The sequence below is a fragment of the Microtetraspora malaysiensis genome, from assembly GCF_050947145.1.
Taxonomy (GTDB): Bacteria; Actinomycetota; Actinomycetes; order Streptosporangiales; family Streptosporangiaceae; genus Microtetraspora_A; species Microtetraspora_A malaysiensis.
In genome coordinates, this window is sequence record NZ_CP191998.1 from 211,867 (window position 1) to 225,866 (window position 14,000).

Consider the following 14,000-nt stretch of genomic DNA (forward strand, 5'->3'; position numbering starts at 1 on the left):
TCATGCCTCAGGGCCTCCGCCGTCCGGCTCGGTGCGTTTCCGGAGACGATAGGCGGCGGCCCGTTCTTTCCCGCCGCAGGCCGTACTGGAGCACCAGCGGCGCTTGCCCGGTCGACTGGTATCGACGAAGAGCAGTGCGCACTCGGGGCCGGCGCACTCCCGGATGCGTCCACAGGCACTGCTGCCGAACAGGTCGATCGCGTCGCGAGCGAGCGTACTGAGTACGGCTTGCCCGGCTTCGCCGGACGGGAGAGTCAGGTGGACACGTCCGGATCGCAGGACGGGGACGAGTGGTGGGGCGCCGGCAGCCGAGTTGATCAACGCTTCGTCCTCGCGGGCTGCCTGTCGGCCGCTGATCACTGCCCGGGCCTGACGGTAGATCGCCTCACGCAGATCCCGCGCTTCCTCGAGTTCGCGAGACGTGATCGTCATGGGCGCGTCAAGTAGGCCCGCTTCCCGGCACCACCGTGCGAGATCGGAAGGCCGGCGGAGACGTTCGTGATTGCCGCGCCAGCGTTCGCCCACCGTGGCCACGAATGCGAGGCAGAGACGACCGGAGCGGAAGTTGAACGCCAGCTCCTCGGCGGGAACGTCGCCCGGTGGGGTTGCCTGCACAGTCACGTCACGACTATAACTCGTGACTATGGCTGATGACTCTGAATCCGCATCCTCGTGGTCTCGTGTCGAAACCTTCCTGCGCGACCGGGGAGCGGCCGATATGCCCCATCCGGGCGGCACGCTCTTGGCACACCTTGGCCGGGTAAGGCGGTTGCTTGCGGACTGGGGAGCAGATCCCGTGGTCCAGATGGCCGGACTGTGCCACGCGACATACGGGACCGATGGCTTCGACCAGTGGCTACAGCCGGTCACCGAACGGTCCCTGCTGGCCGAGCTGATCGGCGACCGAGCCGAAGCCCTGGTCTACCTGTACGCCAGCTGCGACCGCAGCGTCGTTTACCCGCAACTTGGGGGCGCCCAGCCGGTTGTCTTCCGGGATCGCTTCACCGGCACCGAACACGTGCTGGGCGAAACCGACTTGCGCGCGTTCATCGAGATCACAGCCGCCAATGAGCTCGATGTGATGGCCCACAACGACGAATTGGCCGCACGCTACGGTGCGGAGCTCCATCGGCTGTTCGCCCGCTCGGGCGACCTGCTCTCCACGGCCGCCCGCACCGCCTGCACGGAACAGCTGGGACGGTGGTCTGCTCCGCCGGTGCGAATCACGGGAATCGACCACCTGGTGCTGACCGTCGCGAACATCGAACGGATCATCGACTTCTACCAGCGGGTCCTCGGTATGCGGCCGGTCACCTTCGGGGCGGGGCGCCGCGCCCTCGCCTTCGGAACCAGCAAGATCAACCTGCATGAGGTCGGCAGCGAATTCCTGCCGCGCGCCACCCACCCCACACCTGGAAGCGCGGACCTGTGCCTGCTGACCGACCTGCCACAGAGTCAGCTCCTCCAGCACCTGACCGCCTGTGGTGTCCAGGTAGCGGAGGGGCCTGTGCCGCGCACCGGCGCCCAAGGCCCGATCACCAGCACCTACGTGCGGGACCCCGACGGGAACCTGATCGAGGTCAGCACCTATGACCCTGGCACCGGCGAACTTCACAGCTAGGCCATCGCGGCTCACTCGATGGAACAATTCGGTCCAAACTGGACTCCGCTGGAATACACCGCCGGTGTGACAGCAGACTCCGCGCCGACCCTCACCGTCGGCACGCCGCCGAAGCGGAAGCCGTACGTCGAGGGTGTGACCGGGTCGCCGTCTCGTCCTTCACCTTCCAGGCTCCCGGCTTCTACCAGCGACACGGCTACGTCGAAACCGGCCGGATGCTCGGCATTCCCGACGGGCACGAGGACGTGCACATGTTCAAACGACTGACCGCCTGAAAGGAGCGCCTCCGGCGAGCTGGCGACGCAGCGCGGACGGCGTGTGTTCCAGGTGCTCGCGGACTGTGCGCGTGAGGTGCGCCTGGTCGGCGAAGCCGAGGTCGGCGGCCAGGTCGGCGAGGCTGGATTCGCCCTCCTCAAGTCGATCCAAGACCTGGCCGACGCGAACGCGATTGCGGTAGCGGGTCAGCGATACGCGCATCTCTTGAGAGAAGACCCGGCTCAGCCGGTACGGCGAGACCGTCAAGAGCCTGGCCAGTGAGCACAGCCTCGCCGCCTCCGGCGCCCGCTCGATGATCGCCTCGCGGGCCGCCGCGACCAGCGCCCGGTCGGCGGGCCTCGGCCGCTCCGCCGGCTGGCTCGCGGCCACCGCGACGAGACGGAGCAACTCCTCCGTGAGCGCATAGTCGATGTCGCCGCCGTCGGCGGCGGCGAGCAGACGACGGTGAGCCAGATCGACGCGCGCGTCCACGTACACCGTCATCCCGCCCGCGAGCCCTTCCCAGAGCCAGGGCTCGAAGCGCACCGAGGTGCAGGTGTCGCCGCCGCTGGGATGCGCGAACCGTTCCTCCTCACCGGGGGCGCCCAGGTAGGCCACCGTCGAATCCAGATCGGTATCGGCCCCGTCGGCCCACCGCCGGAACCTGCCACGCCGGACGAGCACCATCCGGTAGTCGTCGCGCGCCTCCGGCTCTGACCATCTGGTGTGGTCGGCGCGGCAGGCCACCGTGGTCACGGCGAACTCCGGCCGGTCGGCGAGGGTCAGAGCTGAGAGCACGCTGCGGACACTACGCCGGGGGTACGACAGAACGACCCGCAAGGATCTTCAAGACCCTTCGGCACACGAGAGCGGATGCTGGGCGGGCAGGCAATCGACACCAAGGAGTCATCCCTATGGCCGTCCACGCGGAGCTCACCGCGATCATCATCGACTGCGCCGTCCCGAAGGCGCTCGCCGAGTTCTACGAGAACCTCACCGGCTGGAAGATCACCCACTGCGACGACGATTTCGCCTACTTGGGCGATGGCCCGATCCAGCTCGCCTTCCAGCGGGTCGACGGCTATCAGGGGCCGGGGTGGCCGGACGCGGCCAAGCACGCCCACCTCGACTTCAAGGTCGCCGACCTGGAAGCCACGATCAAGGAGCTGGTCGCACTCGGTGCGACCAAGCCGGACTTCCAGCCCGGCGAAGGCCAGTGGACGGTCCTCGCCGACCCTGAAGGGCACCTTTTCTGCGTCGCCGCGGGTTGATCGGAGGACCCACGGCCTTCATCCGCGAGGGCGGGCCGGCCATGGCGCTGTCTCACAGAGCCATGGCCGGCCCGCCCTCGCGGCCGCCGAGGGCGGCACAGCTGTGGATGCTCAAGAAACCAGGCCCTGCTCGGCCAGCTCGGTCAGCGTCACCCGGAACAGGCCGCCGCGCTCGGCCTTCACATCGGTCACCTTGAGCTGGGTGCCGGGGGCGAGGATGAACTCCTCCTCGCCGGTGAACGCGGAGAAACTGCGGATGCCCACCGCCCGTACAGGGAGCACCTCGAAGAGCGTCCGCTTGCCACGGCTGCCGAGAAACGCCTGGGCCACGCCGAGCTTCGACGTACACGACGACACGCCCCACCAGGTCACGGTTCGGCCGAGCGGGTACTGCGCCCGCAGGTCCAGCGATACACCGCGCCACAGCGGCTCCTGGCGGGCCGGTAGACGCGACACGGCCGAGAACAAGAGCCGCAGATACGCGAGGTACGGAACGATCCGGCCGCGGTCGGGGTCGCGCAGGGTGGCGTTGATCTGCCGGTAGAACGCCGACTCGCAGGTGTAGAGGTAGAGGGCCGCGACCTCGTCGGCGGACAGATCGGTGGTCGCGCCGATGGCCTGCTTCGCGCCGAACCGGTGCGACTCCTCCACGTGCCAGTCAAGGCCCGACAGGAGCTTGGCCACCGGGGCGATCGCCGCACGGAAGTCCATGACCGGGGTGTCGAAGACGCCGGTGATCGCCGGAAGCACCAGCCCCTCGTCCTTGACGCCGGCGAGACGTTCAAGGTAGAGCTTGTGCAGTTCCATGGTGGAGGCGATGAACGCCCCCATACGGTCGGCTGTGTCCGAGTCCGTTCCGCCGGCTTGCGCCGTGAGGGTGTTCCATCCCTTGCCGGGCAGCCAGTCGATCTCGTCGGCCCCAAGCGTCCGGAGGGCCTCGTTCACCGCGGCGAAGTGGTCCCCGTCGCAGAAGATGTCGCCCTGCGCCGCGGGGTTGGGGTGGTCGATGTGCCGGACCTCCACCTCCGGATACTTCTTCTGGAGCCGGAGGACGACCTGCTTCAGGCTGCGGGCGTGCGCCCCCCACCAGGCGAACACCACGCCCCGGTCTTCCTCGTCGGCGTCCTGCTTGGCCTTCAGGATCTCCTCGACGAGTTTCTCGACGACCGGGCGCCAGAACGCGGTGTGCTGGTCGGTGGGCATCGCTCCGTCGCCGCTGGCGGTGAGCGCCGCGTTCAGGAGCAACACGCCCTGCGTGAGCATCGCCTGGAACCACTCCGGCGGCTGCACGGTGTCGTGCTTCTTCAGGAGCGCGCGGATGTCGGCGATCGGCGTCTTCTTGGGGATGCCGTGCTTCCACATCGCCGCCGCCTTGATGATGCAGCGGATGGAGATGACCTTGCCGAACTGGCTGTCGCTCCAGTCGTTGAAGGTGTTGTCGAACATGGCGATGCCCGTGGCGCTCTCGGCCCGCGGGTACGGGTTCTGGCCGAAGACGACGACCTTCCACTTGTGCGGAGGGTTGGGCTTGAGCGCCTGGAAGGTCAGCTCCCGGACGGGCACGACACTCGGGCTGCGGCTCGGGCCGATGAACGTGCTCGCGGCCGGTTGTGCCTCGATGACCGGCTTCAGGAGCGGCAGCCACGGCTCGCCGCCGCCGTTGAAGAGTTCGGCGAGGGCCAGCGGGTCATCGGGGTCGGGTGCGGTGGGGGCGCTGGTGTCGGTCATCGGCGGGCTCCGGATCGGCGAGCCGTGCCGGGGGCGGCACGGGTGATTGGGGTGGGGGGAATTGTGCCGTGCGAAGGCTCCGTACGCGATCTCGGAGAACTGGCCATCAAGATCGTTTGTCGGGGTGGGGCGGTAGCTTCGTGGCCGTCGGAAACACCCATCTCCCCGACCGGAGTGATCTATGACCGTCGAGCGTGTGAAGTCGCCGCTCAAGGTAGTGCTGGCGGACATCAACGCCAAGGTGGTGCAGGCGTGGCAGGCCGCATTCGCCGACACCCCCGAGATCGAGATCCACAAGGGGTCGATCCTCAGCCGGCGCGTCGATGCCTGGGTCAGCCCGACCAACTCCCGCGGCCGGATGGACGGCGGGGCCGACGCGGCCATCAAGCGCCACCTCGGGGCGGGGATCCAGTTGCGCGTCCAGCGGGCGATTCGTGATCAGTTCGAGGGGTCGCTGCCGGTGGGAAGCGCCGTGTGCGTGCCGTCCGGGGCGACCAACCCGAAGTTCCTGATCTCGACGCCGACGATGGTGCAGTCGGTGCAGGACGTGAGCGAGACGCTGAACGTGGCTCTGGCGTGCGCCGCCGCGTTCCAGGCCATCCACATGCAGAACGAGAAGGAGCCGGGCAGCATCGAGTCGGTGGCGCTGGTCGGCATGGGCGCGGCGACGGGCGGGGTGCCGGCGCGGGTGTGCGCGAACTTGATGTGGACCGGCTACACGCTGTTCAACGACTACTACTTCCGCGATTACGACGACCTGCGGAAGACGATCTGTGCGCAACTCGACGACATTGACAGCCACCCTGAGGAGCAGCGGGTGCGGATCGTGCCGCCCGAGTCGCGGGGCTCGCGCGGCTGACGAAGTGAACAGGGGCGTGTGTGAGCAAGCCGTACAAGGTCAAGTTCGCCCGCTGTGGGGCGAAGACGACCGTGGTGCGTCGTTAGTACTGGCTGATTGACCATCTGCCGGCGCAGGCCGCGAAGTACGATCGGTGAATGACCGAAATGACCGAAACCACGCCCGGCTGGCTCTCTCCTGAGGAGCTGGAGTCCGCCCGCGCGCGGATGCCGATCCTCTATGTCGACGCCGTGCCGGTACGCGTCGACGACGCCGGAGTGGTCACGCGCGTCGGTCTGCTGCTGCGGATCGGGTCGGACGGGACGGTCAGCCGCGCCCTCGTGTCCGGCAGGGTGCTCCACTACGAGCGGGTGCGTGACGCACTCCTGCGCCATCTGGAGAAGGACCTCGGCCCCACCGCGCTGCCGCGGGTTCCCGCGTCTCCGCAGCCGTTCACCATCGCCGAGTACTTCCCGACGCACGGCATCACGCCGTACCACGATCCGCGGCAGCACGCGGTGTCCCTCGCCTACGTCGTCCCGGTCGCGGGGGACTGCCGGCCTCGGCAGGACGCCCTCGACCTCGTCTGGTTCACCCCGGAAGAGGCCGCGTCGCCGCTGGTGCAGCAGGAGATGACCGGCGGTCAGGGCGTCCTGCTCAGGCAGGCCCTCGCGTACGTCGGCTGCCTTCCCTGACCGGCGACTGACGACCGGCCGCGCCGCCACGCGAGGTCAGGTACGGGGACGCCGTCGAAGGAGGCGCCACCCGACGAAGGCGAGTGCGGCGGTCCCGGCGCCGGCCACCCCCGTGTAGATCCCGACGGGACTCCGGCCGTCCTTCAGCGTGCCCGGGGTCACGGTGACCGGCGACGGGTCGGCGGTGGCGGCCGGCGCCCGCGTCGGCGTGCCGAGGGCGGTGAGCAGCGCCTTGTCCAGGCGGGCCCCACCCTGGCCGTTCTCGTCGCGCACAATGCCGTCCCGCGGGCGGAGCGGTCCCGTGCCGGGACGCACCATGACGTTCCCGGAGCACAGGGAGGTGTACAGCGGCACGCCCGGATCGGTGTCGAACAGGCCGCTCTTGCCCGCGGAGGCGAACACCAGGTAGCGCGAGCCGATGGTGAAGTCGACTCCGCACGCGGCGCTGTCGGCGTTGGTGGCGACCTCGTACGTCGCGTTCGGCGTGCCCTTGTAGATCTGGTCCGCGCGGAAGGTGAAGACGAGCGGCGGCGGTGGGCCGAGAGGGTCGCCGCCCTCGGCCCGGCGTGCCGCGGTCACCGTCCCGGTGAACACGGTGGCCGAGCCTTTCATCAGCTCGGACGGCGGACGTAGCGCGCACGAGCAGGCGCACGCGGTGGAGGGGGTGAACGCGACCGTCCCGATGATCAACAGGAGGACGGCGAGCAGTCGGTGTGTCATGCCCCTATCACGTACACGCTCACCTGCCGGTTCGGCGGTCGCCACGCTGGTCGCCCCCGCGTACGGCGATGCCCGGGGCGGGAAACCCGGCCCCGGGCATCGTACGGCGGTGAGCCGCCCCCTTACGGCTTGCGGCCGAGGCCGCCGAACTGGAACACGGGGCGGTCCTGGAAGGTGGTCTCCGGCTCGGGACGCCACTTGGGCAGCGACACCACGCCGGGCGAGAGCAGCTCCATCCCGGTGAAGAACTCCTCAAGCTGCTCGGGCGTACGCAGCGTGAGCGGGGAGGCGTTGCTGGCGTTCCACTTGGCCGCCGCATCGTCCATCGAGGGGCTGTGGACGCTGTGCGCGATCGCCATGTAGCTGCCGGAGGGCAGCGCGTCCCGCAGGGCGCCCACCGCGGCGTGCGCCAGTTCGGCGTCGGGGACGAACTCCAGCACGCCCATCAGCATCAGCGCGATCGGGCGGGAGAAGTCGATGGTGCGCGCGGCCTCCTCCAGGATGGGCTCCGGCTTGCGCAGGTCCGCGTCGATGTACGCGGTGGCCCCCTCGTGGGTGCTCTGCAGCAGCGCCCGGGCGTGGACCAGCACGATCGGGTCGTTGTCCACGTACACGATGCGGGCCTTGGGGTTGACCCGCTGGGCCACCTCGTGGGTGTTGTCGGCGGTGGGGATGCCGGTGCCGACGTCGAGGAACTGGTCGATGCCGGCCTCGCCGGCGAGGTGGCGGACGACGCGCCCGATGAACTGGCGTTCCGCCCGGGCGTTGACCGGTAGGTCCGGCATGACCTTCACGATCTCGTCGCCGACCTGGCGGTCGGGGGCGTAGTTGTCCTTGCCGCCCAGCCAGTAGTCCCAGACCCGAGCCGAATGCGGGACCGAGGTGTTGATGCGCGCCAGCACCTCGTTGTCGATCTCCCGGGATTCCCCACCCATCACTGCCTCCTCATCGGCGTCACACCACACACACGCCTAAGAGATCAACTTAGACGATCACGGCCGACCAGGCGGGCAAATCGCAACAGATCAGGGTATTTCACCGCATTGCCGTCAAGTTGGGCAACTGGGGCTGTCGAAGGCGCCCTAACGCGAGTAAAGGAATCCGAAGGGTGAGCATGGCGATACAAAGGGTGAAGCGGGGAAATCGCCGGGGTACAGGTGACCTATCTTCCACAACTCGGTTGGAGGGACCATGGGTCGCTTCGGGGTTGTCCGTATCGGGGTGGCATGTGCGGGTTTGGTGGCACTCGCCGCCTGCCAGTCCAATGAGAGTCAGACCAACACGGCGGCGAAGGCGGCGCACGCCAAGGCTGCGGCCATTTCCGCCGAGCTGACGCGGAAGGCGAACATGGTCGCCGCCGCCAAGGTGAGAGCGAACGAGCTGGGTAGCATCCCGGTGATCATGTATCACCGGATCACCGACAAGCCCGGAGGCACCGACGACCGCACCCCGGCCCAGTTCCGGGCCGAGCTGGAGCGTCTCGCCTCGGAGAACTACGTGCCGATCACCGCGGCCGAGTACGTCAGCGGGAAGATCGACATCCCGGCGGGCACGCACCCGGTCGTGCTGACCTTTGACGACTCCTCGCCGTCGCAGCTCACCCTGGACGCGATGGGCACGCCGCAGCCGAACACCGCGGTGGGCATCCTGCTCGACGTCTCCAAGAAGCACCCGGGCTTCCGGCCGGTCGGCACCTTCTACGTGATCCGCGACATGTTCGGGAAGTTCACGCCGGAGGAGCGCGCCCAGGTCCTCGGCTGGCTGCGCGAAAACGGGTTCGACATCGGCAACCACACCCGCGACCACCTGAACCTGCTCGGGAAGTCCGAGAAGGAGGTGACCGAGCAGATCGCCGCCGGCCAGAAGCTCATCAGCGACCTGGACAAGAAGGTCCAGGTCCACACGCTGGCCCTGCCGTACGGCAACCAGCCGCGGAACAAGCAGTGGGCGCTGCACGGCTCCGCGAACGGCGTGCGGTACGACTACCAGGGGGTGTTCCTGGCCGGGTACACGCCCGCGCCCTCACCCTTCACGAAGGAGTTCGACCCGGTCGGCATCCCGCGGATCAGGGCGATGGACAAGAAGGGCGACTGCGTCAAGTTCTGCTCGACGGCCTGGCTGGACGAGCTCAAGGCCCACCCGGACGAGCGCTACACCTCGGACGGCAACCCCACGACCGTGGCGTTCCCGAAGTTCAAGGCGCCGTTCGTGGCCAAGAACGTCACCACCAACGCCCTGCCGTACTAGGAGGCGGCGTCAGTCGGGGTCGTGGGCCTGGCGGCGGCCCTCCTCCAGGAACGCCGTGACCGCGTCGGCGCCGCCCAGCTCGGATATCGGGCGGGCCGCGCCGAAGGGCATGTTCCAGAACGTGCCCTGCCTGGGCCGCCAGGGACCCACGTAGGCGTACGGCTCCTCGATGGCGGCGTCGCCGAGGGAGACCCCGTAGTTGATCTCATCGCTGATGATGCTCAGGTCGAAGTGCTCGGGCCACAGCACGGGGGTCAGCTCGGGTTCGAGGTGACGCAGCGCCGTCTCGCCGATGGCGAGGCAGTCCGCGATGTATTCGGCGGCGGCCGGATCGACCTCCACGGGCTCGTCGGGCTGGACGCCGGAGCCGCCCCGGTAGAGCCCCTCGGGGGCGCCCGCCCGGACCCCGGCCGCCTCGGCCAGCCCGGCGTACGTGATGTCCCGGAGAGGGAGGCGTCCGCCGTCGCCGGTCACCAGGGTGTCGCAGTCGATCCGCAGGTCGGGCGCGGCCACCGTGGCGAAGCCGCCGGAGACCGGCCGGAGCCGGATGGTGCCGCTCAACCGGTACTGCGGGCCGGCCAGCACCAGCTCGGCCACCCCGTGCAACGCGCGCCGCGTGCGCGGCAGATCCTGGACATGCATCCTGGCCTCCTCCAGGGAGCGTCTTCCACGGGGAGTAGGGTTCCTAACGACCATAACAGGGCAGTGATTATCTGCCGGGTGAATCCGGCAGTCCGCTCGCTACGCGAGATGGGGGGCGGGCCGATGGCGACCAGTGAGCCCGTGTGCGAGCTTCATCTCCGGATGATCGGGCAGTTGCACGATCTCGTTTTGCGCGTGCACCGACCGATGCTGACCGAGGACGAGGTGGCCCGCTGGATGCAGTCGGGGGCGGTCGTCCGGCTGGAGGTCTCCGAGATGGGTACCCAGGTCGCGCACAGCATGCTAGTGAATTTCGGAAACATCGGGTTCGCCTGGCTGCTCCCCTATCGCGGGGGACGCGGCCTGAGCTTCTGAGCGCTCACGCCCCATCCCCTTTCCGTGATGCGCCGGTCCGTGCGGGTCGGCGCAGTGGTCCGGGTGCGGGTCCTCCGTGCGCCCGATGGACAGGACGCCCGGCGACGCGTGGTCGACCTGGAGCGTCGTGTGCTCGATGCCGTACGCCTCGCGTACCAGGCGCTCGGCGGCCAGCCGTACGGCGTGGCAGTCGGCGCCGGGAGCGACGAGGATGTGCGCGGACAGCGCGGGATAGCCGGAGGTCACCTCCCAGACGTGCAGGTCGTGCACCTCGACCACCGTGTCGAGCGCGGCCGTCCTGCGTCCGATCTCGGCCGGGTTGATCCCGGCGGGCGCCGCCTCCATGAACACCCGCGCCGACGCGCGGACCAGACCCCAGCCGGACTTCAGCATCAGGGCGGCGATGAGCAGCGCGGCGACGGCGTCGGCCCGGCTCCACCCGGTCAGCCAGACGACCAGGCCGGCGATCGTGGTCGCGATGAACGCGTAGAGGTCGTTGAGTATGTGCTGGAAGGCGCCTTCGACGTTGAGACTGGCCCGGTTGGCGCGGGCGAGCAGCCAGGTCGCGACGATGTTGACGCCGATGCCCGCCAGGCCGGTGACGACGACGTAGACGCCCGCGACCGTCGGCGGTGCGATCAGCCGCCGGGCCGCCTCGTAGACGAAGTACGCGCTGAGCAGCAGCAGGGTGATGCCGTTGATCTGCGCGGAGATGATCTCCGCCCGCTTGAGGCCGTAGGTGAAGCCGCCCTGCGGCGGGCGTGCGGCGATCCGCATGGCGATCAGCGCGAGCATGATGGCGATGGCGTCGGTGAGCATGTGCCCGGCGTCGGAGACGAGCGCGAGCGAGTGGGCGATGAGGCCGACGGCCACCTCGGCGCCCATGAATCCGATGATCAGCAGCAGTGCCGCCGTGAGAAGGCGCCGGTCGGCCGTCGCGCTGACGCCGTGCCCGTGCCCGTGTCCATGACCGTGGCCGTGCTCCGCCATCGTACGGATCCCTCTCGTTTGGTCCGCTATGCGAGCGTAGCGCGCGAGCGTGGAAATAATCGAGCCGATGTCAACGATTTGTAAGCTAACGACTACGGAACGTGAGCATCATAGGTCGTATGGCAGTCGGCCTTCCCAACGCGCTCGGCAGCGCGCTCCTGTTGATCACGATCTTCGACCCCCGGACGGGGCACACCCAACTGGCCACCACGTCGTCCTGTCCCGCTCCGAAGGTGGTGTCCCATCGGGGGTACGGGGCCGACGAGAACACGCTCTCCGCCTTCGCGTACGCGTTGGACGCGGGCTCCGGCCGGGTCGAACTGGACGTGCACTTCACTCGCGACCACTACCCCGTGGTCATGCACGACGCCACGGTGGACCGTACGACCACCGGGTCGGGGCGGGTCGCGGACATGACGCTGGCGCGGTTCCGCGCGCTGCGCACCCCGGACGGCGAGCGGCTCCCGACCCTCGCGGACGCGCTGCGGCTGGTCCGGGATCGCGGCGGGCGGGTCCTGGTGGAGCTCAAACAGGTCCCGGACGCGCGCGACCTGCGCGAGCTGCGTGAGATCTACACCGCTCTGGACGCGCGCCGGTGGGCGAGCCTGATGTCCTTCTCCGCCGCCGCGCTGCGGGCGGTGAGCACCATCCCGGCCGCCCGCGGGCTGCTCTCGTCCACCGCGCCCAGCCTCTCGGCCACCGAGGGGCTCTCCTTCGTCGGCGTACGGTACGAGCGCCTGACGCGGACGCGGGTCCGGGACTACCAGGCGGCCGGTCTGTCCGTGTACGCGTATACCGCCGACGACCGGGACACCTGGCAGCGCCTGGCCGGTTACGGCGTGAACGGTGTCGTGACCGACCGGACGCCCGCCTACCTGGCCTGGGCGAGCTCCGCCTGCTCGGTCACGATCACGGATGGAGCAGGACCTTGATCGCGCCGTCGCGCTTCTTCTGGAAGATCTCGTAGCCGTACGGCGCCTGGTCGAGCGGCAGGCGGTGCGTGGCGAGGTCCATCACGCCCAACGGGTCCTTGTCGTCGTTGACCAGCGGCAGCAGCGTGTCGATCCAGCGCTTGACGTGCGTCTGGCCCATCCGCAGCGTGACGCCCTTGTCGAACATGCGCAGCATGGGCATCGGGTCGGTCATGCCGCCGTAGACGCCGATGATCGACACGGTGCCGCCGCGCCGTACGGTCTCGATCGCGTGGTGGAGCGCGGAGAGCCGGTCGACGCCCGCCGTCTCCATCAGCGGCGCGGCCATCCGGCCGGGCAGCATGCTGGTGATGCTCTGGGCGAGCTTGGCGAATGGGGAGCCGTGCGCCTCCATGCCGACGGCGTCGATCACGGAGTCGGGGCCGCGGCCCGCGGTCATGTCGCGGATGGCCTCGGCGACGTCGGTGCGGCTGCCCAGGTCCACGGTCTCGACGCCGTGCCTGCGCGCCATGGCGAGCCGCTCGGAGACGCCGTCCACCGCGATGACCCGGCGGCCGAGGTGCCGGGCGATGCGGCAGCACATCTGGCCGATCGGGCCGAGGCCGAAGACGGCGACGGTCCCGCCCTCGGGGATGTCGGCCCACTCGACGGCCTGCCAGGCGGTGGGCAGGACGTCGGAGAGGTAGACGTACCGCTCGTCGGGAGGACCCTCGGGCACCTTGATCGGGCCGAAGTGGGCCTGGGGGACGCGTAGGTACTCCGCCTGCCCGCCGGGCACCTCGCCGTACAGCTTGGTGTAGCCGAACAGGGCGGCGCCCATCCCGTGGTCGCGGCACTGGGTCGTCTCGCACTGCGCGTAGAGCTGACGGTCGCACATGAAGCAGTGCCCGCAGGAGATGGTGAACGGGATGACCACCCGGTCGCCGGGCTTGATGTTCCTGATGTCGGCGCCGACCTCTTCGACGATGCCCATCGGCTCGTGGCCGAGGACGTCGCCCTCCATCATGAAGGGCCCGAACAGCTCGTAGAAGTGCAGGTCGGAGCCGCAGATCCCGGTCGTGGTGACTCTGATGACGGCGTCGGTGGATTCCTTGATCGCCGGGTCGGAGACTTCCTGGACCCGTACGTCGCGTTTCCCGTGCCAGGTGAGTGCCTTCATGCGGCCCCCGCTAACCGCACCCTTCGCCGCCAAACTGGACAAAGGGCGTTCTTTGCGAGAAAACGCCGCAGGGTCGCCCTGGCGTCAGCGGTCCGCGGACGGCACCGGCTCGTTGAGGGGCGTCAGCCGGAATCCCGTGACGACCTCGGGATGGATCCGGATCACGTGGTCCATGTTGCCGAAGACCCACGGCCGCAGCATCTCGCTGTACCGCTCGATCTCGCCCCGATCCCTGACCAGGCGGGCGGTGCCGACGACGATCACGCTCCAGCCGAGGTGGTCGTGCGGGTCGATCGCGTCCGCCTCGTACGCGACCACGGTGCCGTCGCTGTCGGCGGCGGCGGCCGTGATGGCCGCGCCCAGGTGGGTCCGGATGATGATGTCGCCGTCGTCGAGGATGTGGTTGACCGGCCGGATCGCCGGGAGCGCGTGCAGCGTGAACACCACGCGGCCCATCGCCACCGAGGCGAGCAGCCGCAGCGACTCGTCCCGGGGGATTTCCCGGAGTTCTCGTTCATTCATGCCGG

Annotated in this window: 15 protein-coding genes; 6 read left to right on the plus strand and 9 right to left on the minus strand. The window is 69.1% G+C overall.

Annotation, left to right across the window (positions count from 1 at the left end):
• On the minus strand, positions 1 to 621 hold the full coding sequence (locus tag ACQP1V_RS01115) for a CGNR zinc finger domain-containing protein (protein ID WP_433417896.1): 621 nt from the start codon (positions 619 to 621) through the stop codon (positions 1 to 3).
• Positions 622 to 643: 22 nt separating this feature from the next.
• Here ACQP1V_RS01115 and ACQP1V_RS01120 point away from each other — a divergent pair, with 22 nt between their 5' ends.
• Positions 644 to 1,621, plus strand: coding sequence for a VOC family protein (locus tag ACQP1V_RS01120; protein WP_433417899.1), 978 nt, complete (start codon positions 644 to 646; stop codon positions 1,619 to 1,621).
• A 255-nt stretch (positions 1,622 to 1,876) separates the two neighbouring features.
• Here ACQP1V_RS01120 and ACQP1V_RS01125 read toward each other — a convergent pair whose 3' ends face one another.
• Complete coding sequence (locus tag ACQP1V_RS01125; protein WP_433417902.1) at positions 1,877 to 2,674, minus strand: helix-turn-helix domain-containing protein; 798 nt, start codon at positions 2,672 to 2,674, stop codon at positions 1,877 to 1,879.
• 116 nt (positions 2,675 to 2,790) lie between these two features.
• Between ACQP1V_RS01125 and ACQP1V_RS01130 the strand changes: the two genes are divergently transcribed.
• Positions 2,791 to 3,147, plus strand: coding sequence for a VOC family protein (locus ACQP1V_RS01130; RefSeq protein ID WP_433220747.1), 357 nt, complete (start codon positions 2,791 to 2,793; stop codon positions 3,145 to 3,147).
• A 111-nt stretch (positions 3,148 to 3,258) separates the two neighbouring features.
• Here the strand turns inward: ACQP1V_RS01130 and ACQP1V_RS01135 are convergent, their stop codons facing one another.
• Positions 3,259 to 4,875, minus strand: a complete 1,617-nt coding sequence (locus tag ACQP1V_RS01135; RefSeq protein WP_433417904.1) for an ADP-ribosyltransferase domain-containing protein — start codon at positions 4,873 to 4,875, stop codon at positions 3,259 to 3,261.
• 181 nt (positions 4,876 to 5,056) lie between these two features.
• On the opposite strand from ACQP1V_RS01135, the gene ACQP1V_RS01140 reads away from it, so the two are divergent.
• Together ACQP1V_RS01140 and ACQP1V_RS01145 are read left to right on the plus strand one after the other, a co-directional pair.
• Complete coding sequence (locus ACQP1V_RS01140) at positions 5,057 to 5,734, plus strand: macro domain-containing protein (RefSeq protein ID WP_433417907.1); 678 nt, start codon at positions 5,057 to 5,059, stop codon at positions 5,732 to 5,734.
• Between the two features lie 137 nt (positions 5,735 to 5,871).
• Positions 5,872 to 6,408 (plus strand): NUDIX hydrolase family protein, encoded by a 537-nt coding sequence (locus ACQP1V_RS01145; RefSeq protein ID WP_387417719.1) that lies wholly within the window; start codon positions 5,872 to 5,874, stop codon positions 6,406 to 6,408.
• 36 nt (positions 6,409 to 6,444) lie between these two features.
• Here the strand turns inward: ACQP1V_RS01145 and ACQP1V_RS01150 are convergent, their stop codons facing one another.
• Both ACQP1V_RS01150 and ACQP1V_RS01155 read right to left on the minus strand, forming a co-directional pair.
• Complete coding sequence (locus ACQP1V_RS01150; protein ID WP_433417911.1) at positions 6,445 to 7,128, minus strand: hypothetical protein; 684 nt, start codon at positions 7,126 to 7,128, stop codon at positions 6,445 to 6,447.
• Between the two features lie 122 nt (positions 7,129 to 7,250).
• A complete protein-coding gene (locus tag ACQP1V_RS01155; RefSeq protein ID WP_433417913.1) occupies positions 7,251 to 8,063 on the minus strand; it encodes an SAM-dependent methyltransferase in 813 nt (270 codons plus the stop codon).
• 304 nt (positions 8,064 to 8,367) lie between these two features.
• Between ACQP1V_RS01155 and ACQP1V_RS01160 the strand changes: the two genes are divergently transcribed.
• On the plus strand, positions 8,368 to 9,375 hold the full coding sequence (locus tag ACQP1V_RS01160; RefSeq protein ID WP_433417915.1) for a polysaccharide deacetylase family protein: 1,008 nt from the start codon (positions 8,368 to 8,370) through the stop codon (positions 9,373 to 9,375).
• Positions 9,376 to 9,384: 9 nt separating this feature from the next.
• Here ACQP1V_RS01160 and ACQP1V_RS01165 read toward each other — a convergent pair whose 3' ends face one another.
• A complete protein-coding gene (locus tag ACQP1V_RS01165) occupies positions 9,385 to 10,017 on the minus strand; it encodes a hypothetical protein (RefSeq protein WP_433417918.1) in 633 nt (210 codons plus the stop codon).
• A 303-nt stretch (positions 10,018 to 10,320) separates the two neighbouring features.
• Positions 10,321 to 11,382, minus strand: a complete 1,062-nt coding sequence (locus tag ACQP1V_RS01170) for a cation diffusion facilitator family transporter (protein ID WP_433417921.1) — start codon at positions 11,380 to 11,382, stop codon at positions 10,321 to 10,323.
• A 119-nt stretch (positions 11,383 to 11,501) separates the two neighbouring features.
• Between ACQP1V_RS01170 and ACQP1V_RS01175 the strand changes: the two genes are divergently transcribed.
• Positions 11,502 to 12,314, plus strand: coding sequence for a glycerophosphodiester phosphodiesterase (locus ACQP1V_RS01175; RefSeq protein WP_433417924.1), 813 nt, complete (start codon positions 11,502 to 11,504; stop codon positions 12,312 to 12,314).
• On the opposite strand, the gene ACQP1V_RS01180 is transcribed toward ACQP1V_RS01175, so the two are convergent.
• On the minus strand, positions 12,292 to 13,473 hold the full coding sequence (locus ACQP1V_RS01180) for a zinc-dependent alcohol dehydrogenase (protein WP_433417927.1): 1,182 nt from the start codon (positions 13,471 to 13,473) through the stop codon (positions 12,292 to 12,294). The two genes, ACQP1V_RS01175 and ACQP1V_RS01180, sit on opposite strands and share 23 nt — an antisense overlap.
• 84 nt (positions 13,474 to 13,557) lie before the next feature.
• Positions 13,558 to 13,995, minus strand: a complete 438-nt coding sequence (locus ACQP1V_RS01185) for a pyridoxamine 5'-phosphate oxidase family protein (RefSeq protein ID WP_387417711.1) — start codon at positions 13,993 to 13,995, stop codon at positions 13,558 to 13,560.
• Positions 13,996 to 14,000 lie beyond the last annotated feature (5 nt).